Here is a 26,269-nt window from a genome sequence, read left to right on the forward strand (position 1 = left end):
CCCTCTCCGCCCTACTCCGGCCGCGCCAGGATCCCGAGCGCCGGGCCGAGCCGGGCGTTCCAGGCGGCGACGCAGTCGAGGCCGCAGCGCTGCACCCAGCGCGGCAGCACCGCCTCGGTCACCAGCCGTTGCCGCCGGGCGTCGTCGGCCGGGGTCACCGGCACGATGGTCATCCGGCCGGGCCGGCCGGCGCGGCAGTCCGGGCGGCCCGCGTTGCAGGCCAGCCCGTCGTCCGTCTCGCGGTCCGCCGCGTCCCAGATCGCCCGCTCGAGGTCGGCGATCTCGCGCCGCAGCAGCTCCTGGAGGTCGCGCGGCAGGGCGGCCCAGGCCGCCCGGTTGGCGCCGAAGACCGACAGGCCCCAGTTGATCGCCATGGCGTGGACGTGGGTCGTCACCTCGTGCAGCCCGATCGCGTTTCCCGACAGCGTGCCGGTGATGGCGCATTCCACCACGCCGGAACGGATCGCTGCCATGGTCTCGGCGAAGGAGGTTACGATCGGGATACCGCCGATCGCCGCCACCAGCTCGGACTGGGCGACCGAGGAAGTGCGGATGCGCCGGCCCGCGAGGTCGGCGAGGCCGCCGAAGGGACGGCGGCAGAACACCACCTGCGCCGGGTAGGTGTAGACGGCGAGCAGCTCGATCCCGTAGCGCTCCGCGAGCAGCGCCGCAAGGTGCGGGCGGTACAGGGCGACGGTCCGGCGCAGCGCGGCGATGTCGGGATTGATCCCCGGCAGGTCGGCGGCGTTGAACTCCGGCTCCTCGGAGCTGGTGAGCGCGAGCAGGGCGGTGCCGAAGGGCACCACGCCGAGCCGGACGAGCTGCAGCATCTCCGGCCCGCGGATGCCGCTGCGGTCGAAGGGAGCGATCTCGGGCAGCACGCGCCCGCCGGTGACCTCGGGGATGCGGTGGCGCCAGAACGGCTCCTCGTAGCGCACGTACTGGCTGACATCGGCCAGGCCGCCGACGACCCGCAGCCGGAGCGGCGCGGCGACGGCGGCTGGCGCCGGCCGGCCCGGCGGCGGGTCGGCCTGGGAGGGCGCCTGCCGTTCCGCTGCGGCCCCATCGCCCCCGCCCCCGGCCGCCGCGAAGCCGCCGCCGATCCTCGGCGCGGCGCAGGCCACGGCCATCGCCGCGGCGGCGAGACGAACCCATCTCGCGATCCTGCCGGACCGCGATGGCGGCGGCACGCGAGGCTCCTGGCGCGCACGCGCCGCCCCGTCGCATCGGCCGGCTTCGCCCGTGCCGGCGCCGCAGCGCCGCGGCCGCGCGCTCGGGGCCCGGCCCTCCGCGTCAAGAACGGTCACGCGCCGGCGCGCGTCGCGACGCCTGCTCTCCTCGCGCCCCCCATCCGATCGCATCCGGGGCCGGACGCCACCGCCGCGGCCGATCGCCGTGCAGCCGGGACAAACCGGTCACGTCCCCTCTTTCGCCAGCCCCTCCGCTCCGAGCGCGTGGCGAGCCGGGACATGCGGCGCTCCCCCATCGCATTCCGCGTCCGCACGTGCCGTGCGCCAAGCCTCGCTGTCGCGCATCAGCCCGAGCCGGAGCAGCTGGTCGGGGCCACTATAGCCGACGCTGCGCGGGCCGTGCAGCCGGAATTGCGGATCTGCGGCGAGCGCGGCGAGGTAGCGTCGGTACTCGCGCGAGTCGTCGAAATGCGCGCCGCGCGCCACCGCGTCGAGCGCGCGGGCGTGGAAGTCCTGCAGGAACTTGAAATGCAGCAGCACGCCGGTGGGCTGTCCGGCCGCCATCGCCATCGGCGCCAGCATGTGGGTGGACGCGATCAGCCGCGCGCCCTCGCGCCAGCGCACCAGCGGCACCTTCGTCAGGTTGGGCGAGCACCGCGGCGCCAGGGCGCGGAACCAGGCCGCGCCGCGCAGCGGGCGGAGCCGCCAGGCGAGGTTGTAGAGCCGCCGGTGCAGGAAGCGCGCCGGCCGGCGCGGATCGGCCTCCGGGAAGAAGACCCGCTCGCGCAGGCCGCCGTACTGCTGGACGTAGGGGAAGTGCTCGCACGGCTCCTCCCGCAGCCGCGGCGGCTCGAAGAACGGCGCCGCCGCGACGAGATCGTCGCCGGGGCGGAACGCCATCTCGTGCAGCGGCCCCGCGGGGAAGCAGTCGAGCAGCACGGCGCGCAGCGCCTCGGAGCCGATGGCGTCGAGGTGGGCGCACAGGGCGCGCAGGGAGCCGTCGCGCTCGCTGCCCGGAAAGACCAGCACCTCGTCGGCGTCGAGCACCAGCACCCAGTGCCCACGCGCCCAGCGGTCGAGCACCGCATTGGTCCAGTCCACGCCGAAATTCGAGCCGGCGTAGCTGCCCGGCGCGTCGATCAGGTGCACCCAGCCGCGCTCGGCCTCGGCGACGGCGCGGGTGCCGTCGCGCGATCCGTTGTCGATGAGGATGGCGCGGTCGACCCCGAGGCGGCGGGCATGGGCGAGCGCCGAGGGCAGGCGCAGCGCCTCGTTGCGCGCCACGATCAGCGCCAGGATCTCGCCCGCGCGCGGCGCCGGCGGCGCGCCGACCGGGGCGAGGCCGTCGGGGAGCGGGGCCGCCTTCCCCGGCGCTGCCGCCGGCGTCACGATCCCGCCCATCCTGCCGTCGCTCCGCCCCCGCCTCCGGCGCCGTCCCGCCACCACCGTCCTGTCGTCGCCCGGACCGGCGGCGCCGGCCGCCGGATCGCCGGAGGCGGCCAGGGCGAGGCTGACCGCCTCCGGCTCGATCCGCGAATCGAATTTCCGCGCGAACGGCAGGCCGCTGGCGAAGGCCGGCGGCAGGTCGCGGACCCCGAGGATGCGGGGGCCGTAGCCCTCCATCACCTGGTAGCTCGACGGCGGGCCGAGCCGCACGGCGCCGCGGGCGACGAAGGCGCCGAGCAGGGTCTGGAAGAAGCTCTCGTCCGGGATGTGCGCGAGGCGGAAGAACCGGGCGTACCAGGGGTTGGCGTCGAGGAATTCGAGCATCCGACGGGCGGTGCCCGCGGTCAGGCACCACCACTGGCTGCCCACCATCGGCGTCATGCCGCGCAGTCCGCGCGCCAGGTCGCGGCGGCCGAGGCGCCAGGCGTTGCGGTTGACGAGCCGGAGCAGCCGGGAGTCCTGCTCGCGGCCCCGCAGGGTGGGGTACCAGAAGCGGCGCAGGCTCTCCCGCTCGGGCGGCTCGGCGCAGGCGAAGCGCAGGTCGGCATGCTCCCGCCCGTCGAGGAGGAGGTCGGCGATCTCCGCCGCCGGACGGATCGGCAGGTGGGTGCCGGAGAGCAGGCACAGCGCGCGCGGCGCTCGCGCCGCCCCGGCCGCCCCCTCGGCCGGCGGCGCGAGCGCCGCGCGCATCAGCGCGAGCGTCGCCTCGACCATGGCGAACCCGCCCCATTCGGCGGCGAAGGAGCGCTGCCGCGGCAGCAGTTCGGCTCCGGCCGGCAGGCCGGCGAGGTGCAGCGCGGCGCGGGTCTCCTCGGCGCGGCGGTCGAGATGCACCCAGCACCGCGCGCCGCCCCGCGTCAGGCGGTCGAGCAGCAGCCGGATCTGGGGCGCGTTCTCATGGGCGAGCACCAGGCAGCCGAGGCCGGCGAGCGGGGAGCCGCCGGGGGCGTCCGGCACCGGCGCGTTCATGCCGCGGCAGCGCTGTCGCGCGGCGCCGGGCCGGCCGACGGGACGGCGGACCATGGCGCGGCCGGGGCGACCGGCGCCGGCAGCGCCAGCCAGCGGCGCCAATAGCGCGCGATGGCCCCGGCCTCGGGACCGGCCGGACGAAAGGGGCGGCCGAGCAGCGCGGCGAACAGGCTGGCGCCGAGGCTGCCGGTCTCGATCTCGTCGTGGGCGACGAGGCGGCGCCGTGCCGCCTCCAGCGCCCGGCCGCGGGCGATGCCGAGCGGCGCCGACGCCCACGCCGGGAGGCCGCCCGGGGCACGGCGCAGCGCCTCATGGGCCAGGCGCAGCGCATGCCGCCGCGACCCGGGCAGCAGGGCCGGCCAGCAGAGGGCCTTAGCCGCGGAGCCGTCCGGCGGCACGTCGAGCGCGCAGGCGGCTGCCCCGCCGCGCGGATGCTGGTCGAGCAGGCCCCAGAGCGCATGCGCGGGATCGGGCAGGAGGCGCATCCGGACCCCGGAGGGGAAGGCCGCGGCGGACGGGCCGGCGCGGTCCGTCTGGGCGAGGACCGGCCGCCAGCCGTGCTCCGCGAGCCTCTGCGCCAAGCCTGGCGGGGAGGGGCAGACCGCCGCCGCCGGGTCGTGCATGAACACCAGCGGACGGGGCGGCCGATCGGCCAGGGCGGCGAACCCCTCGGCCTCGACGGCGCCCGGCGTCGCGCCGCCGAGCCAGAGGATCGCCGCGTCCGGGGGCAGCCGGGCCGCGGCCGCCCGACCGAAGCCGCCGGCCGCGACCCGTCGCGCCACGCCCAGCCGGTGGGCCGCGAGGAGGGACTCGATCCCCTCGGCCCTCAGCTGCCCGCCGAGGTCGCCGAGCGGGGGCAGGCCGAGCAGGACCACGCGCGGCGCGGGGGCGAGCAGCGGGATCAGCCCGTCCTCGAGCCGCCGCTTGATCCGCTCCATCTGCCATGCTCCTGGCGCCGCCCGCATCCCGTCTCCTCATCCGGCCGCACCCCGGTCCGGACCGGTCGGCCGCGGAACGCACGGCAGTACGGACGGTTGCGACGCAGGGTGGCGCGGGGAGGCGGGCCGCGCCCGCCAGTGGTTGCGCCGGCGCGCGGACGGCCGCTCCGGCGAGGACGGCCGCGAGCCGCACGGATCCCGCGGAGGCGGCGCCGGCCGGCGTCGCCCGGCGCATCCGCCTCAGCCGGGCGCCAGGACCGGGGCCGGCGAGGGACTTCCGTGCGGGGGCGGTCCCGCCGCCAGCAGCGCCCGGGGCAGGCGCCGCCCGAGCGCGAGCCATGCGACGAGCGTGAAAACCGTGGCGCCGATCGCCGCCGCCGCCGCCATGCGGAGGAGGGGAGGCGCGGAAAGGCGGGTCTCGAGCGCCAGCACCGCCGCGACCATCGCCGCCGTGGCGAGGACGCCGGGCGCGATCCGCCGGGCCAGCCACGGCGGCGACCGGCCGAGGTGCCGCAGCGCAAGCCCGGCGAGCGGCGGGGCGATGGCGACCGTGGTCGCGGCCCAGCACAGCGCGACCCCGCTCGCCGTCTCCGGACGCAGCACCAGGAGGAGGGTGAGCGGCGCGCCGAGCTGGGCCAGCGCGACGGCGAGGTTGATGCGGGTGCGCCCGAGGGCGACGAACAGCCCGCCGGTGTCGCCATAGGCGAAGCCGACCACCGCGGCCAGGCCGGCGATGCGCGCCGCGTCGGCCGCTCCCTGCCAGGCCGGGCCGAGCAGCCCCTGAACCAGGTCGCCGGCGGTGAGCGCGACGCCGGCCGCGATCGGCATGCCCATCAGGGCCTGCAGCTGGGCGAGATCGCCATAGGCCTCGGCGAGCGCGGCGCGGTCGTGCTGGAGCGCGGAAAGGCGCTGGATGGACAGCCGCGCCATCGAGCCCCAGGCGACGGCGAGGACCGAATCGACCAGGCGGAAGGCGATGTGGCTCACCGCGACCAGCGCCTCCGCGACGAGCATGCCCAGCGCGACGACGAAGATCCGATAGCGGCCCGCGAGCGCCAGGATGGAGAGCACCTGAGGCCCGGCGACGGGCCAGAGGTCGGCGAGCGCCGCGAGGCGGATGCGCGGCCGGTAGGCGATGCGCAGACGCCAGGCGAGCAGGGAGAAGGTGATGGCGGTGGCGACCGCCTGCTGGACGAACATCGCCCAGGCTCCGGCGCCGAGCTGCGCCGCGGCCAGGCCGGCGGTCAGGCCGATCGGGTGGCCGATGATGGCGCGCATCGCCAGCAGCCGGTTGCGCCGCTGGCGCAGCAGCAGCCCGGAACAGGCGCCGGAGACGGCGGAGAAGGGCAGCAGCGGCGCCAGCGCCAGGGCGATGTCCCTGACCTCCTCGCCCGAACCGGCGCCGAGCGAGAGCAGCGGGGCGAGCCCGACGAGCAGCAGCCCGCCGCCGAAACCCGCGAGCAGGTGCGCGGTCAGCGCACCGTCCACATGGTCCTGCTCGAGTCGCGGCCGCTGTACCAGCGAATCCGGGAACAGCGAGGAGGCGGCGAGGTCGATCAGCAGGAAGGCGGAGAGCGCCACCGTGCCGACGCCCGCCGCGTGCGGCCCGATGACGCGGCCGATCAGCAGCAGGGAGAACAGCGAAAGCACGGCCGTCGTCCCGGTCTCGAGGATCACCCATGCCGGCGCCTGGGCACCGGGAATGCGGAAGCGTGGCACGTGGTCCCTGCTGTTGCTGCGCGCCCCCATCATCGCCCGGCGCCCCCGGATCGGGAGCCGATCATGGTCGGCCGCGTCTCAACAATGCGGCGACCGGTTCGCGGTTGCGCGCGCCGCGTCGCCACGCGCGCGGGCACCGGCAACCTCGCGATCACGGAACCGTGTGCCGGGCCGGGGCGAAGGTTGCCGCGAGGGGACCGCCAGGGTTGGATGGCGCCGTCGAGGATGAGGTGTCGGATGAACGCCAGCGACCGGAGCGCCGCCGCGGCCGGCCTCGCCGCCCGCTACGCCGCCGTGCGCGCGCGCACCGAGGCCCTCGCCGCGCCGCTCTCGGCCGAGGACCAGTGCGTGCAGTCCATGCCCGACGCCTCGCCCGCGAAGTGGCACCGGGCGCACACCACCTGGTTCTTCGAGACCTTCGTGCTGGTCCCGCACGCGCCGGGCTACGCCGCCTTCGACCCGGCCTTCGCCTTCCTGTTCAACTCCTACTACGAGGCGGCGGGACCGCGGCACGCGCGGCCGCGGCGGGGGATGCTGACGCGGCCCTCCTGCGCCCGGGTCGCGGACTATCGCGCGCATGTGGACGCGGCGATGGCGGCGCTGCTGGACGGCGCCGGGCCGGCGCCCGGACTCGCGGCGCTGGTCGAGCTCGGCCTGCAGCACGAGGAGCAGCACCAGGAGCTGCTGCTGACCGACATCCTGCACGCGCTGGCGCAGAACCCGCTGCGCCCCGCCTACGATCCGGACTGGCGCGATCCCGCCGCGCCGGAGGGGCCGGCGCGCTGGCTCGACGGGCCCGCGGGGATCGTCGAGATCGGGCACGCCGGGCCGGGCGGGGCGGCCGGCGGCGGCTTCGCCTTCGACAACGAGACGCCGCGCCACCGCGCGCTGCTCGCGCCCTGGCGCGTCGCCGACCGGCCGGTGACCAACGGCGAATGGCTCGCCTTCCTCGAGGCGGGCGGCTACCGCGAGCCGCTGCTCTGGATGGCGGACGGCTGGGCGGCGCGCCAGGCCGAGGGCTGGGAGGCGCCGCTCTACTGGGAGCGCCGCGACGGCGCCTGGCTCGCCTTCACCCTGGGCGGGCTGCGCCCGCTCGACCCGGCGGCGCCGGTCCGGCACGTGAGCTGGTACGAGGCCGACGCCTTCGCGCGCTGGGCCGGCAAGCGCCTGCCGACCGAGCAGGAGTGGGAGGCGGCGGCCGGATTGCCGGGCTTCCTCGCCGCGGACGGCCATGTCTGGCAGTGGACCGGCAGCGCCTACCGCCCCTATCCGGGCTTCCGGCCGTGGGAGGGCGCGGTCGGCGAGTACAACGGCAAGTTCATGATCGGCCAGATGGTGCTGCGCGGCGGCTCGCTCGCGACGCCGCCCGGCCATGCGCGGCCGACCTACCGCAACTTCTTCCCGCCCGGGGCGCGCTGGCAGTTCTCCGGCCTGCGGCTGGCGGAGGACGCGGCGTGAGCGGCGCGGCGCAGGCGGCGGGGCGGCAGCGGGCGGCGCTGCTGGCCGACGCCCTCGCCGGCCTCACCGCGCCGCGCAAGACGCTGCCCTGCAAGTGGCTCTACGACGCGGAGGGGGCGCGGCTGTTCGAGGCGATCACGCGCCTGCCGGAGTACTACCCGACGCGCACCGAGACGGCGATCCTGCGCGGCGGCTGCGCGGCGGAGGCGGCGAGGCTGGCCGGGCCCGGGGCGGCGGTGGTGGAGTTCGGCTCCGGCAGCGCGGAGAAGGTGGCGATCCTGCTCGCCGCGCTCGCCGCGCCCGCCGCCTACGTGCCGGTGGACATCGCGCCCGACTGGCTCGGGGCGGCGGCGGCGCGGGTCGCGGCCGACTGGCCGGGGCTCGCGGTGCTGCCGGTGGTCGCGGACTTCACGCGCCCCTTCGCGCTGCCCGCGGGCCTGCCGGCGAAGGCGCCGCGCCTCGGCTTCTTCCCCGGCTCGACCATCGGCAATTTCGATCCGGCGGGGGCGGAGGCGTTCCTCGCGATGGCGCGGCGGGTGCTGGGGGAGGGGGCGCGGCTGCTGATCGGCGCCGACCTGGTGAAGGACCCGGCGGTGCTGGAGGCGGCCTACGACGACGCGGCCGGCGTGACGGCGCGGTTCAACCTGAACCTGCTGGCGCGCCTCAACCGCGAGTGCGGCGCGGATTTCGACCTCTCGGCCTTCCGCCACCAGGCGGTGTGGAACCCGCGGGAGGAGCGGGTGGAGATGCACCTCGTCTCGCTGCGGCCGCAGGCGGTGAGCCTGGCGGGGCGGCGCATCGGCTTCGCCGCCGGCGAGACCATCCACACCGAGAACAGCCACAAGTACCGCCCCGAGGGCTTCGCGCGGCTCTGCGCGCGCGGCGGCTGGGACGCGGAGCGGTGCTGGACCGATCCGGCGCGGCTGTTCTCCGTCTGGCTGCTGCGCGCCGGCTGAGGCTTCCCCCCGGCCGGCGCCTCGCGCAGGATCGGGCGCGCCATGACGACCCGACGACGCCCGCAGATCGCCAGCCACCGCGGCGGGGCCTTCCTCTGGCCCGAGAACAGCATGACGGCCTTCCGCGAGACCGCGCGCCTGCCGGTGGACCAGGTGGAGTGCGACGTGCACCTCTCCGCCGACGGCGAGGTGGTGGTCATGCACGACGCGACGCTCGACCGCACGACCGACGCGCGCGGGCCGGTCGCGGCGCGCAGCGCGGCGGAGCTGCGCGCGGTGCGGGTGCGGGGCACCGGCGGGGAGGGGGTGCCGATGCTGGCCGACCTCGCCGCGCTGATCCGGCCGACCGGTCTGCTGCTGCGCGTGGAGATCAAGGCCGACGCGGACGGCCTGCCCTATCCGGGCATCGTGGAGCGCGTGCTCGCGGTGCTGGACGCGGCGGGGATGCGCGGGCGCACGGTGGTGATCGGCTTCCAGGCGCCGACCGTGGCGGAAGCGGCGCGGGCGGGCGGGCTGGCCGGGGTCGCCTGGCTGCTGGAGCGTCCCTGGTGGCGCGCGCTCGACCTCCCGGGTGCGATCGCCGCGGCGCGCGCGCACGGCGTCGGCGAGATCGGGCTGCACGAGGCGCTGGTGGACGCGCGGGTGGTGGCCGCGGTGCGCGCGGCGGGGCTCGGCATCGGCTGCTGGGGCGCCAACCACGCGCCGAGCATCCGGCGCATGCTCGCGCTGGGCGTGGACGTGTTCGCCACCGACGATCCGCCGCTGGCGCTCGGCCTGCGCGGCTGAGCGCGCCGCGGCCGGGCCACGCCTCCGGCGGCGGCTTGCCGCCGGCCGGGACGCCGCCATATGCTGAGGCATAAGGTCCGCACGCAGCCGGACCGGGAGGCCGGGCCGCCGGGGCGGCCGGATGCGGGAGAGCGTTCGCGTGGACGCCGAAACGCCGATTCTGGAGGCCGAGCGTGTCTCGCTGCGCTTCGGCGGCGTGCGCGCCCTGACCGACGTCTCCTTCGCGGTGCGGCGGGGCGAGATCTTCTCCATCATCGGGCCGAACGGCGCCGGCAAGACCTCGATGGTCAACTGCGTCTCGGGGCGCTACCGGCCGACCGAGGGGCGCATCCTGTTCGAGGGCCGGGACATCACGCGGATGCCGACGCGCCGGCGCGCCGCGCTCGGCATCGGGCGGACCTTCCAGAACCTCGCCCTGTTCGGGCACATGACGGTGCTCGACAACATCATGGTCGGGCGCCACCACCTGCTGCGCTCGGGCTTCCTGCGCGGGATGGTCTACTGGCTCGGCGGCGCGCAGCGGGAGGAGATCGCGCACCGGCGCGAGGTCGAGGAGATCATAGATTTCCTCGAGATCCAGCACGTGCGCAAGGCGGTCGCCGGGCAGCTCCCCTACGGGCTGCGCAAGCGCGTGGAGCTGGCGCGCGCCGTGGCGCTGCGGCCGAAGCTGATCCTGCTCGACGAGCCGATGGCGGGCATGAACCTCGAGGAGAAGGAGGACATGGCCCGCTACATCCTGGACCTGAACGAGGAGTGGGGCATGACCGTGCTCATGATCGAGCACGACATGGGCGTGGTGATGGATATCTCGCAGCGCGTGATGGTGCTCGACTTCGGCAGGAAGATCGCCGAGGGGCCGCCCGAGGCGGTGCTGGCCGACGAGCACGTGAAGCGCGCCTACCTGGGCGAGGCGGACGAGGCGGTCTCCGAGCCGGAGGAGGCGGTGGCATGAGGACGGCCGAGGCGGCGCCCGACACCCTGCCGAAGCTCTTGGTCCGCAACGCGCGCGCGCACCCGGAGGAAGTGGCGCTGCGCGAGAAGGAGTTCGGCATCTGGCGCAGCATCACCTGGGCGCAGTACGAGGCGCGCACCCGCGCCATCGCGCTCGGCCTGCACGGCCTCGGCCTCGGGCGCGGCGACGTGGTGGCGCTGATCGGCGACAACCGGCCCGACTGGGTGATGGGCGAGATCGCGGCCCACGCGCTGGGGGCGCGCTCGCTCGGCATCTACCGCGACGCGCTCGACGACGAGGTGGCCTACCTGCTGGAGTTCAGCGGCGCCAGGGCGGTGATCGCCGAGGACGAGGAGCAGGTGGACAAGCTCCTCAACGTCTCCGACCGCGTGCCGGCGCTGCGCCACATCGTCTATTGCGACCCGCGCGGCATGCGGAAGTACGCCGACCCCCGCCTCGTGCCGATGGGCGCGCTGGTCGAGCGCGGCGAGGCGCTGGCGCGCGAGCGGCCCGCGCTGTGGGAGGAGCTGGTCGCGGCGACCGACGGCGAGGAGGTGGCGATCCTCTGCACCACCTCCGGCACCACGGCGCGGCCGAAGCTCGCCATGCTGCAGGCGCGGGCGCTGATCCGGCACTGCGAGAGCTACCTCAGGGCCGATCCGAAGGGGCCGGAGGACGAGTACGTCTCCGTCCTGCCGCTGCCCTGGATCATGGAGCAGGTCTATGCCCTCGGCTGGGGCCTGATCGCGCGGATGAAGGTCAACTTCGTCGAGGAGCCCGAGACGACGATGGCCGACTTCCGCGAGATCGGCCCGACCTTCGTGCTGTTCGCGCCGCGCGTGTGGGAGGCGATCGCGGCCGAGGTGCGCGCCAAGGTGATGGACGCCTCGCCGCTCAAGCAGCGGATGTTCGAGACCGGAATGCGGCTCGGCCTCGCGGCGCTGGACCGGGGGCGGCGATCGGCGGCGGCGGACGCGCTGCTGTTCCGCGCGCTGCGCGACCGGCTCGGGTTCAGCCGGCTGAAGTCCGCCGCGACCGGCGGCGCCGCGCTGGGTCCAGACACGTTCCGCTTCTTCCTCGCCATGGGCGTGCCGCTGCGCCAGCTCTACGGGCAGACCGAGCTGCTCGGCGCCTACACCATCCACCGGCCCGGCGAGGTGGACTTCGACACCGTCGGCGTGCCCTTCGACCCCTCGATCGAGATCCGCATCCACGAGCCCGACCAGAACGGCGTCGGCGAGATCGTGACGCGCCACCCCAACATGTTCGCCGGCTACCACGGCATGGCGGAGAACCCGGACCTGCGCGACGGCTGGCTGCACACCGGGGACGCCGGCTACTTCGGCAAGGGCGGGCACCTCGTCGTGATCGACCGCATCAAGGATATCGCGACGACGAGCCGCGGCGACCGCTTCTCGCCGCAGTACATCGAGAACAAGCTGAAGTTCTCGCCCTACGTGGCCGAGGCGGTGGTGCTCGGCGACGGGCGGCCGCACCTCGCGGCGATGATCTGCATCCGCTTCCCGATCGTCGCCAAGTGGGCGGAGCGCAACCGCATCGCCTTCACCACCTACACCGACCTGTCGTCGAAGCCGCAGGTGCTGGAGCTGCTGCGGGAGGAGGTCCGTAAGGTGAACGCCTCGCTGCCGGAGCCGCAGCGCATCCGCGACTTCGTCCTGCTCTACAAGGAGCTCGACGCCGACGACGAGGAGCTGACGCGCACGCGCAAGATCCGCCGCGGGGTGATCGCGAAGAAGTACGGCGACATCATCGAGGCGCTCTACCGCGGCGACCGCGCCATTCCGGTGGACACGACGATCACCTTCCAGGACGGCACCAAGCAGCGGATCCGTACCACCCTCGCCGTGGTCTCCGCCGACGCCGGCGAGAGGGCGCCGGCGCCGCTTCCGATGGCGGCGGAGTAGGGGTGCGATGGAACTCGGCTTTTTCCTGCAGCTCCTTCTGAACGGGCTGATCGTCGGCGCGCTCTACGGCGTGGTGGCGATGAGCTTCGTGCTGATCTACAAGGCCTCGCAGGTGGTGAACTTCGCGCAGGGCGAGTTCCTGCTGGTCGGCGCCTGGGTGTGCTGGTGGCTGCTCACCGCCTGGCAGCTCCCGTTCTGGGCGGGATTCCTCGTCACCCTCGCCTTCATGACGGCGTTCGGCGTCATTCTTCAGGTCGTCGTGCTGCGGCCGCTGATCGGGGAGCCGGTGATCAGCGTCATCATGGTCACGATCGGCCTTTCGATCTTCTTCCAGGCGCTGATGAAGTGGATGTTCGGCGTCTTCGCTCAGCCCTTCCCCTCGATCTTCGCGGCGGACCAGGTGCGGGTGCTGGGGCTCGAGGTGCAGAGCGTCTATCTGCTCTCGCTTGCCATCTCGGTGGCGATCATGCTCGGCTTCTGGTGGTTCTTCACCTACTCGAAGCACGGCCTCGCGATGCGCGCCACCGCCTTCGACCAGCAGGTGGCGGCCTCGCTCGGCGTCTCGGTCCCCCGCGTCTTCGCCATGTCCTGGGCGATCTCGGCGGTGGTCTCGGCGGTGGCGGGCGTGGTGGTGGGGGTGGTGAACGGCGTCTCCTCCGCGCTCTCCTTCTACGGCATCAAGGTGTTTCCGGCGGTGATCCTGGGCGGGCTCGACTCGATCGTCGGCGCCGTGCTCGGCGGGCTGATCGTCGGCGTGCTGGAGAACGTGGCGCAGTGGCTGGACGCCGAGGTGCTGAACTGGGGCAACATGTACCAGATCGCACCCTTCTACGCGCTGATCCTGATCCTGCTGATCAAGCCCTACGGCCTGTTCGGCACCGAGGCCATCGAGCGGGTGTGAGGGGGACGCCGCGGCCATGGCCGTGATGACGCCGGCGGGCGACTACCGCACCACCTACCGGGAGGACATGACGATCTTCCCGACGCTCGGCAGCCGCGTGGCGCTGTGGGCGGGGATCGCGCTGCTCTGCCTCGCGCCGCTGGTGCTCGACCGCTATCTGCTGCACCTGCTGATCAACATCGGCTTCCTCGGCATCGCCGCGCTCGGCCTCAACATCCTGGTCGGCTTCACCGGGCAGATTTCGATCGGGCATGCCGCCTTCTTCGGCTTCGGCGCCTTCGCCTCGGCCTGGCTGCACGACGTGCTGCACGTGCCGGTCGCGCTCGCGATTCCGCTCGCCGGGCTGATGACGGCGATGGTCGGGCTCGTCTTCGGCGCGCCGGCGGCGCGGCTCAAGGGCCTCTACCTCGCCATCGCGACGCTCGCGGCGCAGTTCATCCTGGAGGACTTCTTCGCCCGCGCGCAGTGGTTCACCGGCGGCGTGGCAGGGCGCGTGACCGAGCCCTTCGGCCTGTTCGGCATCGCCTTCGACCGGGACGAGACCTATTTCTACGTCGTGCTGGCCTTCGTCGTCGTGATGTTCCTCGGCGCGGCCAACCTGATGCGCACGCGCGACGGGCGGGCGCTGGTCGCGGTGCGCGACCACTACCTCAGCGCCGAGATGATGGGCATCAACCTCGCCTACTACCGGACGCTGAGCTTCGGCATCGCGAGCTTCTACGCCGGCATCGGCGGCGCGCTCTACGCCCACTACCTGCTGTTCGTGAGCGTCGAGGCGTTCAACATCCTGTTCTCCATCCAGTTCCTCGGCATGGTCATCATCGGCGGCCTCGGCAGCGTCATGGGCAGCCTGATGGGCGCCGCCTTCATGGTGCTGCTGCCGGAGGTGGTGCAGGGCCTCGCCAACCTGCTCGCCGGCAGCCCGATCGACCGCGCGCTGAGGCTCGGCGCCTCGATCAGCTATCTCCGCGAGATGGTGATCGGCGCCGCGATCATCCTGTTCCTGATGTTCGAGCCGGACGGCCTCGCGCACCGCTGGCGGCTGATCAAGGCCTACTGGAAGCTCTACCCCTACTCGCACTGACCTCGGGAGGAGACATGGCGATGAGCATCAAGCGGACCGTCCTCGGGCTTGCGGTCGCGGGCGGCTTCGCGCTGCCGGCCGCGGCCCAGCCGATCCCGGTCGGGCACCTGATGGACAATTCGGGCGCCACCTCCGACGTCGGCGTGCCCTACGGGCAGGGGGTCGCCGACGCGCTGGCCTGGGTGAACGCCACCCGCAACGGGGTCAACGGGCGCCGGCTGAACGTCCTCGGCTTCGACTACGGCTACCAGGCGCCGCGCGCCGTCGCCCAGTACCAGGCCTGGGTGAACCGCGAGCGCGTGGTCGCCATCCAGGGCTGGGGCACGGCGGACACCGAGGCGCTGGTGCGCTTCGTCACCCGCGACCGCATCCCCTACATCTCCGCCTCCTACTCCGCCGCGCTGACCGACGCCGCCGGGCGCTCCGGCCGCCAGGGCGTCGAGGCCGCGCCGTTCAATTTCTTCTACGGCCCGTCCTACTCCGACGCCCTGCGCGGCATGCTGCAGTGGGCGAAGCAGGACTGGGAACGCCGCGGCCAGCAGGGCCGGCCGCGCTACGTGCACATGGGCGCCAACCATCCCTATCCGAACTCGCCGAAGGAGGCGGGCGAGACGCTGGCGCGCGAGCTCGGCTTCGAGGTGCTGCCGGCGATTCAGTTCGCGCTCACCCCCGGCGACTATACGGCGCAGTGCCTGACGCTCCGCAACCAGGGCGCCCATTACGCCTATCTCGGCAACACCGCGGGCTCCAACATCTCGGTCCTGCGCGCCTGTCAGACGGCGGGGGTGCAGGTGCAGTTCCTCGGCAATGTCTGGGGAATGGACGAGAACGCGATGAAGGCCGCCGGCACCGCGGCGAACGGCGTCGTCTTCCCGGTGCGCACCGCCGTCGTCTGGGGCCAGGACGCGCCGGGGATGCAGACGGTGCGCCAGATCAGCCGGCAGTCGGACCAGGCCGGCACCGCCTACCGTCCCGTGCACTACCTGGCCGGCGTCTGCTCCGCCATGCTGATGGTGGAGGCGATGGAGACCGCCGCGCAGAACGGCGGCGAGGTCTCCGGCCCGCGCATCCGCGACGGCTTCTACGCGCGCCAGAACTGGGTCCCGCGCGGCCTCGAGGGCGTCTGCGTCCCGGTGACCTACACGGCGGATGACCACCGCGGCACGATGCGCGTCGCGCTCTACCGCGCCGTCGTCACCGGCGACACCGCGCAGGGCTCGGTGGCCGACCTGATGCGCGCCGGCACCATGCGGATCGAGCCGGTGGCGACCATCGAGCTCGAGCGGCGCCGCGACTGGCTCGGCTGGTGAGCGCCACCGCGCCCGATGCCGCCGCCGCGCCGCCGTCGGGCGCCCCGCGCCCGGCGGCGGCCGAGCCGCTGCTCGCGGTGAACAACATCGAGGTGGTGTACAACGACGTCATCCTGGTGCTGCGCGGCCTCTCGCTCGCCGTCCCGCAGGGGGAGATCGTCGCCCTGCTCGGCGCCAACGGCGCCGGCAAGTCCACCACGCTCAAGGCGATCTCCGGCCTGCTGCGGACCGAGGAGGGGGAGGTCACGCGCGGCGACATCCGCTTCGCCGGCGAGCGCATCGACGGCGCCGAGCCGCACGAGATCGTGCGCAAGGGCATCTTCCAGGTGATGGAGGGCCGGCGCATCGTCGCCGACATGACGCCGGTCGAGAACCTCCGCCTCGGCGCCTTCACCCGCTCCGACGCCGAGGTGAGGCGCGACATCGAGATGGTGTTCGAGTACTTCCCGCGCCTGAAGGAACGCACCGGCCTCGCCGGCTACCTCTCCGGCGGGGAGCAGCAGATGCTCGCGATCGGGCGCGCGCTGATGGCGCGGCCGAAGCTGATCCTGATGGACGAGCCCTCGATGGGCCTCTCGCCGCTCCTGGTGAAGGAGGTGTTCGGCATCATCCGCCGCCTCAACCGCGAGCTCGGCATCACCATCCTGCTCGTCGAGCAGAACGCGCGCATGGCGCTCTCGGTCGCGGGCTACGGCTACGTCATGGAGCAGGGCAAGGTGGTGCTGGACGGCACGGCGGAGCAGCTCGCGAACAACGAGGACGTGAAGGAGTTCTACCTCGGCGGCCACGGGGCGGAGCGCAAGTCGTTCAGGAACCTGAAGTCCTACAAGCGGCGGAAGCGCTGGCTGTGAGCGGATTCTTCGACGCCCTGGAAACCCGCAGCGCGGACGAGCGCGCGGCGGCGCTGCGCCAGGCGCTGCCGCGCCAGGTCGCGCACGCCAGGGCGAACGCGCCGCACTACGCGGCGCTGCTCGCGGACGTGGATCCGGCGGAGATCACCGGCACCGCCGCGCTCGCGCGCCTGCCGGTGACGCGCAAGTCCGATCTGATCGCGCGCCAGGCCGAGGCGCCGCCCTTCGGCGGCGTGGTGGCGACGCCGATGGCGCGCCTCGCCCGCGTCTTCGCCTCGCCCGGCCCGATCTACGAGCCGGAGGGGGACACGCCCGACTACTGGCGCTACGCCCGCGCGCTGTTCGCGACCGGCCTGCGCGCCGGGGAGCTGCTGCACAACTGCTTCGCCTACCACTTCACGCCCGCGGGCATGATGCTGGAAGGGGGCGCCCGCGCCCTCGGCTGCCCGGTCTTCCCCGCCGGCACCGGCAACACGGAGATGCAGGCGCGGGCCGCGGCGCATCTCCGCCCGCGCTGCTATTCCGGCACGCCGGACTTCCTCAAGACCATCCTGGAGAAGGGCGACGAGCTCGGCCTCGACCTCTCCTCGATCCGCATCGGCCACGTCACCGCCGGCCCCTACCTGCCGAGCCTGCGCGCATGGTACGCGGCGCGCGGCCTGACCGTGCTGCAGTCCTACGGCACCGCCGACCTCGGCCTGATCGCCTACGAGTCCGAGGCGCGCGAGGGCATGATCGCGGACGAGGGCGTGGTGGTGGAGATCGTCCGCCCCGGCACCGGCGATCCCGTTCCGGAGGGCGAGGTGGGCGAGGTCGTCGTCACCACCCTCAACCCGCACCACCCGCTGATCCGCTTCGCCACCGGCGATCTCTCGGCGGTGCTGCCGGGCGTCTCGCCCTGCGGGCGGACCAACCTGCGCATCCGCGGCTGGATGGGCCGCGCCGACCAGGCGACGAAGGTGCGCGGCCTGTTCGTCCGCCCGGAGCAGGTGGCCGAGATCCTGCGCGCCCATCCCGCCGTGCGGCGCGCGCGCCTCGTCGTCGCGCTCGCGGGCGAGCGCGACGCGATGACGCTGCGCGCCGAGGCCGCTTCCGCCGATCCCGGCCTCGCCGAGAGCCTCGCCCGCGCCCTGCAATCCGTGACGAAGCTGCGCGGCGCGGTGGAGCTGGTGCCGCCGGGCACGCTGCCCAACGACGGCAAGGTGATCGAGGACACGCGCCCCATCGGGTGACGACGATGCTTCCGGAAGGCAGCCGCTACGAGGAGATCCGCGCCCGCTTCCGCTGGCGCGTGCCCGAACGCTACAACATCGGCGCCGATGCCTGCGACAGGTGGGCCGACGGCAGCGGCCGCGGTTGGCGATGTCGTTGCGGCATGCCTCTGGGCCGAGGGCGTCGCGAACGCAGGCGATGGCGTTCCAGGGACCGCCAACCGGCGCGGCGGGCTGCGGCGCCAGGCAGCGCCGCCCGCTTGGCGAAGGTCTGCGCGATCGGGTTCGGATCCGGGCCGCAGGGCGGCGGCGAGGCAGGCGCGCGCCGGCCGCCTTCGTCGCCTCGCGCCCCTCTTCACCATGGGGCTGCCAGGTCGCCGACCGCCACCGTGTCGCCGTGGCGCAAGCCCGGTGCGAGGAACTGCTCGACATGGGGCCGTTTCCCCCGGCGGTGCCCGCGGCAGCGGCCCCGGCGCACCGATCGCCGCGCCGGTTTGCGTTTCCGGACGTTTTCCGTCGTTTGCGATCGGCCCTGGCGTTCTGGCTTGGCCAGGGCGACGGAGAACTCGCGCCTTCGGGTCGGTCGGACCGACGCCACGGTAAGCGGCAGGACACCGAGTTCGGCAAGCCAATCCATGGCTTGGCGGAAGCTTTGCGGCGCGACCATCCGGCCGTGCGTGTCGTGACGGGCGCCGCTGCTGAACGCGTCCTGCGTCAGAGTCCAGGCGCCGTCCAGGCCGCCGCGGATGCCTGCATAGTAGCCTGCATAGTAACGGCGGCGCCTCCTCGGCAAGCCGAGAGGCGGCGCGCCCGCCGCCCAGTGCCCGCGGGCGCGCCGCGCTCCGCGGCTCCCGGCCTGCCCGGCGCGTGCCCGCCCGAAACGCGGCTCGCCCGGCCGGCTCCACGGGGAGGCGCGGGGCGCGCCTGCGACTGTTCCCGGCCCGCGCGATCGGCGCAGCGGCACCGGAATCAGCGGCGCGGCGGAGCGCTGCGCAGGGGATGGCGGAACAGCAATCCGGCGCGGCGCAGGGCGAGGCCGATCCGGATCAGCGTCGGCAGCACGGCGTAGGCGGGAAACGGCGGCAGCCAGCGGGCGAGCGCCGCCAGCGCCTCGCCGCGCGTGCCGCGCTGGGCGAGGGCGCAGGCGAGCAGGAGCTCGGCCTCCTCCGGACATAACCGCGGGCAGAGCGGGCTGCCGAGGGCCGGCGGCTGGCCGGCCTCCGCCAGCGAGCGCAGCAGGAGATCGAGCGGGGCGGCGGCGGCCTCGGCGTTTTCGGCGGCGAGGAGCAGGCGCAGCCCGGGCAGGGGCGGGGCGCCGCGCGCGGCCTCGCATCCCCAGCGGCGCAGCGCCTCGGCGAGCAGCCGTTCCGCAGCCGGGAGTTCGTCCAGCGGGGCTGCGGTCCATGACCGGGCGGGGAGGCCGTAGCTCGCCATGCGGGGCATCTCCGTGGGGACGGCTCACGATAATGCAAATAAGAACGATTCGCAAATATGTGCGAACCGCACCTCCTGCCGTCGGAGGGCGGCGCCCTGGCGGCGACGCGGTACGGCGGAAGGGAGCATGGGGCAGGAGCCGCCATTGCCCGCCGCCGATCTCGCCCGCGCCCCGCGCCATTCGCGCGGTTCCCCCGGATCGCCCCCGCCCCCGAAGCGCGGCTCTTGATCGGCATCGGGTGCCGCCCGACGATCCTGTCATGATGTGGAGCCCCCGCATGCCCCCGACCCCAGCCGCGACCCCGGCGACCGCCCCCCTCACCCCCAGCATCGCGGACGGCTTCGCCGGCGCCGTCGGCCGCACGCCGCTGATCCGCCTGCGCCGCGCCTCCGAGGCGACGGGCTGCGAGATCCTCGGCAAGGCCGAGTTCATGCAGCCCGGCGGCAGCGTGAAGGACCGCGCCGCCCTCGGCATCATCGAGGACGCCGAGGCGCGCGGCCTGCTCGTCCCCGGCGAGCCCGGCATCGTCGTCGAGGGCACGGCCGGCAACACCGGCATCGGCCTCACCCTCGTCGCCAACGCCCGCGGCTACCGCTCCATCATCGTCGTGCCGGAGACGCAGAGCCGGGAGAAGCTCGACTTCCTGCGCATGATCGGCGCCGACCTGCGCCTCGTCCCCGCCAGGCCCTACCGCGATCCCGGCAACTACGTGCACGTCTCGCGCCGCATCGCCGAGGAGCTGCAGGCCGAGGGCAGGCGCGTGATCTGGGCCAACCAGTTCGACAACCTCGCCAACCGCGCCTACCACGAGGTGACGACGGGCCCCGAGATCTGGGCCCAGACGGGCGGCAGGGTTGACGCCTTCACCTGCTCCTGCGGCACCGGCGGGACGCTCGCCGGCGTCGCCGCGGCGCTGAAGACGAGGAACCCGCAGGTGCGCGTCGTGCTGGCCGACCCGATGGGCAGCGCGCTCTACTCCTGGGTCAAGACCGGCGAGCTGGCGTTCTCGGGCAGCTCGATCACCGAGGGCATCGGCCAGGCCGCGCGCGCCCCCGGCAACCTCGAGAGCGCGCGGGCGCTGATAGACGACGCGGTGCAGATCGAGGACCCGGAGATGCTGGAGCAGGTCTTCGACCTGCTGATCCACGAGGGGATCTCGGTCGGCGGCTCGTCGGGCATCAACGTCGCCGCGGCGATCCGCGTCGCGCGCGCGCTCGGCCCCGGGCACACGGTCGTCACCGTGCTCTGCGACGGGGGCGCGCGCTACCAGAGCAAGCTGTTCAACCCGGAATTCCTGCGCGAGCGGAACCTGCCGGTTCCGCCCTGGCTGGCCTGAGGGAAAGGGCGCCGCCGATGGAACTCCTCGAACTCGCCCGCACCGTCCGCGCCCGCGACCCGGCGCGGCCCACCTGGGCGGAGGCGATCCTCGCCTATCCCGGCGTGCACGCCGTGCTGTGGCACCGCCTGGCGCACGCGCTCTGGCGCCTCGGCCTGCGCGCGACGGCGCGCGTCGTCTCGCACATCGGCCGCTTCCTCACCGGCATCGAGATCCATCCCGGGGCGAGGATCGGCCGGCGGCTGTTCATCGACCACGGCATGGGGGTGGTGATCGGCGAGACGGCGGAGATCGGCGACGACGTGCTGATCTACCACGGCGTGACGCTGGGCGGCCTGTCCGGCCAGCCCGGCAAGCGCCACCCGACGGTGGAGGACGGCGTCGCGATCGGCGCCGGGGCGCAGGTGCTCGGCCCGATCACCGTCGGCGCCGGGGCGCGCATCGGCGCCAACGCCGTGGTGACGCGCGACGTGCCGCGCGGCGCGACCGTGGTCGGCATCCCGGCCCGCCCGCCGGGCCGCGGCCCCTGCGACGAGGCCTCGATCGGCTACGGCCTGACGAAGCAGGAGGTGGACCCGGTCGGCGAGCAGATCGCCGCCCTGCGCGCCGAGGTGGCGGAGCTGCGCGCCGAGCTCGCCGCGCTGAAGCGCGAACGGGCGGAGAAGCCCGCCGCGCCGGTGGCGTAGGCCGGCGCCTCCCCCGCTTCCGGTCCCGCGGCCGGCGAGGGAAGGGGAAGCGCGGGCCGCGGCGGGGCGCCCCGGCCGCGGAGCGGCGGCGCATCCGCGTTCGCGTGGCGCGGACCGGGCACGGGTGGAGCCCGGCCGCGCGACGCGCTACAGCCTTCGCATGGACCCCGCCCTCGCCCGGACGCTCGCCGCCTGGCGCCGCCACCTGCACGCCCATCCCGGCCTGACGCTGGACGAGGGCGAGACCGCCGCCTTCGTCGTCACCCGCCTGCGCGAGCTCGGCGTCACCGAGATCGCCGAACGGGTCGGCGGGCATGGCGTGGTCGCCACGCTGCGGCGCGGCGAGGGCTCGAACCGCTCGGTCGGCCTGCGCGCCGACATGGACGCGCTCCCCATCGAGGAGCGCAACGAGGACCTGCCCCACCGCTCGACCAGGCCCGGCGTGATGCACGCCTGCGGGCATGACGGGCACACCGCGGCGCTGCTCGGCGCCGCGGCGCTGCTGCTGCGCGATCCCTCCTGGACCGGCACGGTGCGCCTGCTGTTCCAGCCGGCCGAGGAGGGCGGCGGCGGCGCGCGCGCCATGATCGCGGACGGGCTGTTCCGGCGCTTCCCGATGGAGCGGATCTTCGGCTGGCACAACTGGCCCGGCCTCGAGGCCGGCACCGTCGCGGTGCACGAGCGCGCGGTGATGGCCGCCGGCGCGCGCTTCGAGATCGCCTTCGAGGGGCACGCCGGCCACGCCGCGCTGCCGCAGCTCGCGCGGGACCCGATGCTCGCCGCCGGGCACTGCATCGTCGCCGTGCAGTCCATCGTGGCGCGCAACCTCGACCCGCTGGAGGCGGGCGTGGTCAGCATCACCATGGTCGAGGGCGGCGAGGCGCAGAACCAGATCGCCGCGCGGGTGCTGCTGAAGGGCTCGGCGCGCTGGCTGCGCGACGCCACGGGCGAGGCGCTGCAGGCGTCGCTGCGCCGGGTGGCCGAGGGCGTCGCCGCGACCTACGGCGTGCAGGCACGGCTCGACTGGCGCCAGGGCGTGCCGGTGACCGAGAACCACCCGGCCGAGCGCGAGCTGGCCGCGGCCGCGGCCGAGGCGGTGACGACGCTGCGCCGCGACCTCGCGCCGGCGATGACCGGCGAGGACTTCTCCTGGTTCCTGCGCGAGGTGCCCGGCGCCTTCGTCTGGATCGGCAACGGCCCGACCGAGGGCGGGCGCGAGCTGCACAGCCCGCGCTACGACTTCAACGACGCGGTGCTGCCGGCGGCCTCGGGCTGGCTCGCGGAGGTGGCGAAGCGGGCGCTGGCGGGGGGATGAGCCGCGCCCGCCGGGCCGGGATCAGCGCAGCACCCGCCCGAGCCACGCCCCCGCGCCGTCCACCGCGCGCCGCGCCGCGCCGACATGGGCGACGGCGCGCAGGAAGCCGTGGATCGTGCCCCTGAACACCTCGCTCTCCACCGGCACGCCCGCCGCGCGCAGCTTCTCCACCATCGCCAGGTTCTCGCTCGCCAGCACGTCGAGCTCGGCGATGTGCACGAGCGTCGGCGGCAGGCCGCGCAGGTCGGCGCGCAGCGGCGCCGCGAGCGGGTTCACCCGGTCGGCCGGGCGCGGCGCGTAGCACGCCCAGTAGAAGTCCATCTTCTCGCGCGTCAGGAAGTGGCCCTCCGCGAATTCGCGGTAGGAGGGGGTGTCCAGCCGGCTGTCGAGCACGCCGTAATTGATCAGCAGCCCGCGCAGCGCGAGCGCGGGATCGGTCTCGCGCAGCAGCAGCGCCGTGCCGGCCGCGAGGTTGCCGCCCGCCGAATCGCCGCCGACCGCGATGCGCTTCGGGTCGAGGCCCCATTCCGCGCCGTGCGCCGCCAGCCAGCGCACCACCGCCGCGCATTCCTCGAGCGCCTGCGGGAAGGCCGCCTCGGGCGAGAGCGCGTAGTCCGGCCCCACCACCGCGCAGCCCGCCGCCGCCGCGTATTCGCGCATCAGCCGGTCGTGCGTGTCCACCGAGTTCCACACCCAGCCGCCGCCATGCAGGTAGACCAGCACGGGCAGCGGCCCGGCGTCCGCCGTCGGCCGGTGCACGCGGCAGAGCAGGCGCCGGCCGCGGATCGGCAGCCAGCGGTCGGCGCTCTCCGCCATGCGCGGCCCGCCCTCGGAGAGCGGCAGGTTCAGCGCCTCCGTCACCGCGCGGCTCTCGTCGAGCGGCGGGGCGAGGCGCAAGGGCGGATGGCTCCTGCCGCGCTCCTCCATCATCGCCTGGAAGGCGGCCATCTCCGGGTCCCAGCGCGACATGTCCGCGGGCATGCGATCCTCCTCCGATCCCGCGCGCAGTGGACCTGGAGCCGCCGCCCGCCGCAAGATGTCGGCCCGCCGCGATTGCGGAGGGCCGCGGGGACGGCGCATGCTGCGCCGCGTCATGCCGCTGCCGCTCCTCGCCGCCCCGCCGCGCCCGGCCGCCGCGGGCTTCCGCGACACGGCGCTGTTCCGGCCCGGCAGCGTCGCGCTGATCGCCGATGCCGCGCTGCCGGAGACGGCGGTGGTCGCGGCCAACCTCGCCGCCGGCGGGTTCCGCGGCCGTCTGCTCGCCGCCGGCATCCCGACCCCGGCGGGCTTCGAGCCCGCCGCGCCCTCGGTCGAGGCGCTGCCCGTCGCGCCCGACCTCGCCGTGCTCTGCCTCCCGCCCGATCGGCTGGAGGCGGCGATGCGGGCGCTGGCCGCGCGCGGCTGCTTCGCGGCGATCGTGCCGGTCGCCGCGCCGGACCTCGCCGGGACCTGCGCGCGCACCGGCGTGCGCGCGCTCGGCCAGGGCAGCTTCGGGCTGTGCGTGCCGGCGATCGGGCTCAACGCCTCGCTCTCCCACGTCGCGCCGCGCCCGGGGCGGCTCGCGCTCGTCGCGCAGTCGGCGGCGCTGACGCGCGCGGTGCTCGACTGGGCGGCGGCGGAGTCGGTCGGCTTCAGCCACGTCGTCGGCATCGGCGGCAATGCCAGCCTCGGCTTCGCCGTCGCGCTCGACTGGCTGGCGCGCGAGGGGGAGACGGGCGCGGTGCTGCTCGACCTGCGCCGCATCCGCAACCGCCGCGCCTTCATCTCCGCGGCGCGCGCCGTCTCGCGCACGCGCCCGGTGGTGGCGATCCGCGCCGGCGGGCGGCTCGCCGACGCGACGGGCGTCGCGGATGCGGTGATGGAGGCGGCGCTGCGCCGCGCCGGCGTGCTGCGCGTCGGCGGGCTCGAGGAACTGCTGAGCGCCGCCGAGACGCTGGCGCGGCTGCGCGGCGCCCCGCGCGCGGGCGAGGGCGACCGGATCGCCATCGTCGCCAACGGCACCGGCCTCGGCCGGCTCGCCGCCGATGCGGTGCTGGCGGGCGGGGCGCGGCTCGCCGATCCGCCGGAGGCGGCGCGGGCGGCGCTCGCCGCGCTGCTGCCGCCCGGCTGGAGCGGCGGCAACCCGCTCTCGCTCGGCCCCCAGGCCGGCACGCGGCTCGGCGAGGCCGCCGCCATGCTCGCCGCCCTGCCGGAGGTGGATTCGGTCGTCGCCCTGCACGCGCCGGTGCCGGGCGAGGACGCGGACACGGTGCGCGAGGCGCTGGTCGCCGCCTCCCGCGCCCGCGGCGCCGGCGCGCTGCGCCCGCCGGCGCCGATCCTGGTCGGCTGGCCCGGCGGGGCGAGCGCCGGGGCGCAGCGCGCCGCCCTCGCCGCCGCGGGCATCGCCGTCTTCGAGACGCCCGAGGCCGCCGTGCGCGGCGCGCTGCAGCTCGCGCAGGACCGCCGCAACCGCGCCGCCGCGGCCGAGCTGCCGCCGCGCGAGGTGCTGGAATTCGCGCCGGACCGCGCGGCGGTGCGGCGGACCCTGGACGGCGCCCGCGCCGCCGGCCGGCTCGCGCTCACCGAGGAGGAGGCGCTCGGCGTGCTCGCGGCCTACGGCGTGCCGGTGGTGCCGGGCCGCGCCGTCGCGGGCGCCGAGGACGCGGGCGTCGCCGCCGCCATGCTCGGCTTCCCGGTCGTGCTCAAGATCCTCAGTCCCGACATCGCGCGGAAGACCGAGCATGGCGGCGTCGCGCTCGGCCTCTCCAGCGTCGCCGAGGTGGTGCGCGAGGCGCTGGCGATGCGCGAGCGGGTGCGCGCGGCGCGGCCCGAGGCGCGGTTCGCGGGCTTCCTCGTGCAGCGCCAGGCCGCGCGGGCGCACGAGCTGCGCCTGCGCCTCGGCGAGGACGCCATGTTCGGCCCCTGGATCGGCTTCGGGGCCGGCGGCACCGCCGCCGACCTGCTGGCCGACGAGGCCTTCGACCTGCCGCCGCTCAACCTCGCCCTGGCGCACGCGCTGATCGCGCGCGCCCGCCGCACCGCGCGCCTGCTCGCCGGCCACCGCGACCATCCGGCGGCCGACCGCGGCGCGGTCGCCGCGGCGCTGGTGCGCCTGTCGCAGATCGCGGTGGACTTCCCCGAGATCGCGACGCTCGGCGTCAACCCGCTGCTCGCGGACGCGCAGGGCGTGCTGGCGGTGGACGCCTCGCTCACCCTGCGCCCAGCGGGCGCGCCGGGGGCGGTGCTCGCCATCGCGCCCTATCCGGCGGAGCTGGCGCGGCCCTGGCGCGCCCCGGACGGCACGGTGCTGACGGTCCGCCCGATCCGGCCGGAGGACGCGGCGGCCCACGCCGAGGCCTTCCGCCGCCTGACGCCGGAGGATGTCCGCCGCCGCTTCTTCTCGGCGCTGAGGGAGCTGCCGCCGGCGCAGATCGCGCGGCTGACGCAGATCGACTACGACCGCGAGATGGCCTTCATCGCGGTGGAGCGGCGCGAGGACGGCTCCGAGCGCACCGTCGGCGTCGCCCGGCTGGTGCGCGAGATCGGCAGCCCGGCCGGCGAGGCGGAATTCGCGGTGATCGTGGACCCCGCCTGGCGGGGCCGCGGCCTGGCGCGGCACCTGATGGAGCGGCTGATCGCCTGGGCGCGCGAGCAGGGCGTGACGGCGGTGGTCGGCCAGGTGCTGGCGGAGAACACGCCGATGCTCGGCTTCGTGCGCGCCCTCGGCTTCGCCGTCCGCCGCCTCCCGGGCGAGGAGGACGTGGTCGAGGCGCGGCTCGATCTCCGCTGACGCGCGCGGGGCGGGCCGCGCCGGCCGACCCC

At 75.2% G+C, this 26,269-nt stretch carries 20 protein-coding genes; 14 read left to right on the forward strand and 6 right to left on the reverse strand.

The features are described from left to right. Positions 1–11 precede the first annotated feature (11 nt). The 4 genes from IEX99_RS12805 to IEX99_RS12820 form a co-directional block, all read right to left on the reverse strand. Positions 12–1,190 carry a TRAP transporter substrate-binding protein gene (locus IEX99_RS12805; protein WP_229677996.1) on the reverse strand — a complete coding sequence of 393 codons (1,179 nt, stop codon included), beginning with the start codon at positions 1,188–1,190 and terminating at the stop codon, positions 12–14. A 225-nt stretch (positions 1,191–1,415) separates the two neighbouring features. Further along, positions 1,416–3,593 carry a glycosyltransferase family 2 protein gene (locus IEX99_RS12810; RefSeq protein WP_188900843.1) on the reverse strand — a complete coding sequence of 726 codons (2,178 nt, stop codon included), beginning with the start codon at positions 3,591–3,593 and terminating at the stop codon, positions 1,416–1,418. Between the two features lie 8 nt (positions 3,594–3,601). Then, positions 3,602–4,543 carry a hypothetical protein gene (locus IEX99_RS12815; protein ID WP_188900845.1) on the reverse strand — a complete coding sequence of 314 codons (942 nt, stop codon included), beginning with the start codon at positions 4,541–4,543 and terminating at the stop codon, positions 3,602–3,604. Positions 4,544–4,783: 240 nt separating this feature from the next. Next, the gene (locus IEX99_RS12820) at positions 4,784–6,262 is read right to left on the reverse strand and encodes an oligosaccharide flippase family protein (RefSeq protein WP_188900847.1); all 1,479 of its coding nucleotides are present in this window, start codon (positions 6,260–6,262) and stop codon (positions 4,784–4,786) included. Positions 6,263–6,499: 237 nt separating this feature from the next. On the opposite strand from IEX99_RS12820, the gene egtB reads away from it, so the two are divergent. The 10 genes from egtB to IEX99_RS12870 all read left to right on the forward strand — a co-directional run bounded on the left by egtB (position 6,500) and on the right by IEX99_RS12870 (position 17,717). Next, positions 6,500–7,720: an ergothioneine biosynthesis protein EgtB gene (gene egtB, locus IEX99_RS12825; protein ID WP_188900849.1), complete on the forward strand. Its 1,221-nt coding sequence runs from the start codon at positions 6,500–6,502 to the stop codon at positions 7,718–7,720. Then, positions 7,717–8,676 carry an L-histidine N(alpha)-methyltransferase gene (gene egtD / locus IEX99_RS12830; protein ID WP_188900851.1) on the forward strand — a complete coding sequence of 320 codons (960 nt, stop codon included), beginning with the start codon at positions 7,717–7,719 and terminating at the stop codon, positions 8,674–8,676. Before egtB ends, egtD begins: the two co-directional genes overlap by 4 nt. A gap of 42 nt (positions 8,677–8,718) precedes the next feature. Beyond that, complete coding sequence (locus IEX99_RS12835; protein WP_188900853.1) at positions 8,719–9,462, forward strand: glycerophosphodiester phosphodiesterase family protein; 744 nt, start codon at positions 8,719–8,721, stop codon at positions 9,460–9,462. Between the two features lie 139 nt (positions 9,463–9,601). Then, positions 9,602–10,414: an ABC transporter ATP-binding protein gene (locus IEX99_RS12840; RefSeq protein WP_229677997.1), complete on the forward strand. Its 813-nt coding sequence runs from the start codon at positions 9,602–9,604 to the stop codon at positions 10,412–10,414. Continuing rightward, a complete protein-coding gene (locus IEX99_RS12845; protein ID WP_188900857.1) occupies positions 10,411–12,339 on the forward strand; it encodes a long-chain fatty acid--CoA ligase in 1,929 nt (642 codons plus the stop codon). The genes IEX99_RS12840 and IEX99_RS12845 overlap by 4 nt, the downstream gene beginning before the upstream one ends. 7 nt (positions 12,340–12,346) lie before the next feature. Further along, a complete protein-coding gene (locus IEX99_RS12850; protein WP_188900859.1) occupies positions 12,347–13,240 on the forward strand; it encodes a branched-chain amino acid ABC transporter permease in 894 nt (297 codons plus the stop codon). Positions 13,241–13,256: 16 nt separating this feature from the next. Then, on the forward strand, positions 13,257–14,324 hold the full coding sequence (locus IEX99_RS12855; RefSeq protein WP_188900861.1) for a branched-chain amino acid ABC transporter permease: 1,068 nt from the start codon (positions 13,257–13,259) through the stop codon (positions 14,322–14,324). A gap of 20 nt (positions 14,325–14,344) precedes the next feature. Then, complete coding sequence (locus IEX99_RS12860) at positions 14,345–15,634, forward strand: ABC transporter substrate-binding protein (RefSeq protein WP_188900863.1); 1,290 nt, start codon at positions 14,345–14,347, stop codon at positions 15,632–15,634. A gap of 68 nt (positions 15,635–15,702) precedes the next feature. Next, positions 15,703–16,485, forward strand: a complete 783-nt coding sequence (locus IEX99_RS12865) for an ABC transporter ATP-binding protein (RefSeq protein WP_229678018.1) — start codon at positions 15,703–15,705, stop codon at positions 16,483–16,485. Next, a complete protein-coding gene (locus IEX99_RS12870; RefSeq protein ID WP_188900865.1) occupies positions 16,482–17,717 on the forward strand; it encodes a phenylacetate--CoA ligase family protein in 1,236 nt (411 codons plus the stop codon). Before IEX99_RS12865 ends, IEX99_RS12870 begins: the two co-directional genes overlap by 4 nt. A 948-nt stretch (positions 17,718–18,665) precedes the next feature. Here the strand turns inward: IEX99_RS12870 and IEX99_RS12875 are convergent. After that, the gene (locus IEX99_RS12875; protein WP_188900867.1) at positions 18,666–19,130 is read right to left on the reverse strand and encodes a hypothetical protein; all 465 of its coding nucleotides are present in this window, start codon (positions 19,128–19,130) and stop codon (positions 18,666–18,668) included. A 278-nt stretch (positions 19,131–19,408) separates the two neighbouring features. Between IEX99_RS12875 and IEX99_RS12880 the strand changes: the two genes are divergently transcribed. The 3 genes from IEX99_RS12880 (at position 19,409) to IEX99_RS12890 (ending at position 22,468) form a co-directional block, all read left to right on the forward strand. Next, positions 19,409–20,467: a cysteine synthase A gene (locus IEX99_RS12880; RefSeq protein ID WP_188900869.1), complete on the forward strand. Its 1,059-nt coding sequence runs from the start codon at positions 19,409–19,411 to the stop codon at positions 20,465–20,467. Positions 20,468–20,484: 17 nt separating this feature from the next. After that, positions 20,485–21,153: a serine O-acetyltransferase gene (gene cysE / locus IEX99_RS12885; RefSeq protein WP_188900871.1), complete on the forward strand. Its 669-nt coding sequence runs from the start codon at positions 20,485–20,487 to the stop codon at positions 21,151–21,153. 160 nt (positions 21,154–21,313) lie between these two features. Next, positions 21,314–22,468: an amidohydrolase gene (locus tag IEX99_RS12890; RefSeq protein WP_188901095.1), complete on the forward strand. Its 1,155-nt coding sequence runs from the start codon at positions 21,314–21,316 to the stop codon at positions 22,466–22,468. Positions 22,469–22,489: 21 nt separating this feature from the next. On the opposite strand, the gene IEX99_RS12895 is transcribed toward IEX99_RS12890, so the two are convergent. Beyond that, positions 22,490–23,449, reverse strand: a complete 960-nt coding sequence (locus IEX99_RS12895; protein WP_229677999.1) for an alpha/beta hydrolase — start codon at positions 23,447–23,449, stop codon at positions 22,490–22,492. A 97-nt stretch (positions 23,450–23,546) separates the two neighbouring features. Here IEX99_RS12895 and IEX99_RS12900 point away from each other — a divergent pair, with 97 nt between their 5' ends. Then, complete coding sequence (locus IEX99_RS12900) at positions 23,547–26,237, forward strand: bifunctional acetate--CoA ligase family protein/GNAT family N-acetyltransferase (RefSeq protein WP_229678000.1); 2,691 nt, start codon at positions 23,547–23,549, stop codon at positions 26,235–26,237. The last annotated feature ends 32 nt before the right edge of the window (positions 26,238–26,269 follow it).

This window comes from Caldovatus sediminis, from assembly GCF_014644455.1.
Taxonomy (GTDB): Bacteria; Pseudomonadota; Alphaproteobacteria; order Acetobacterales; family Acetobacteraceae; genus Caldovatus; species Caldovatus sediminis.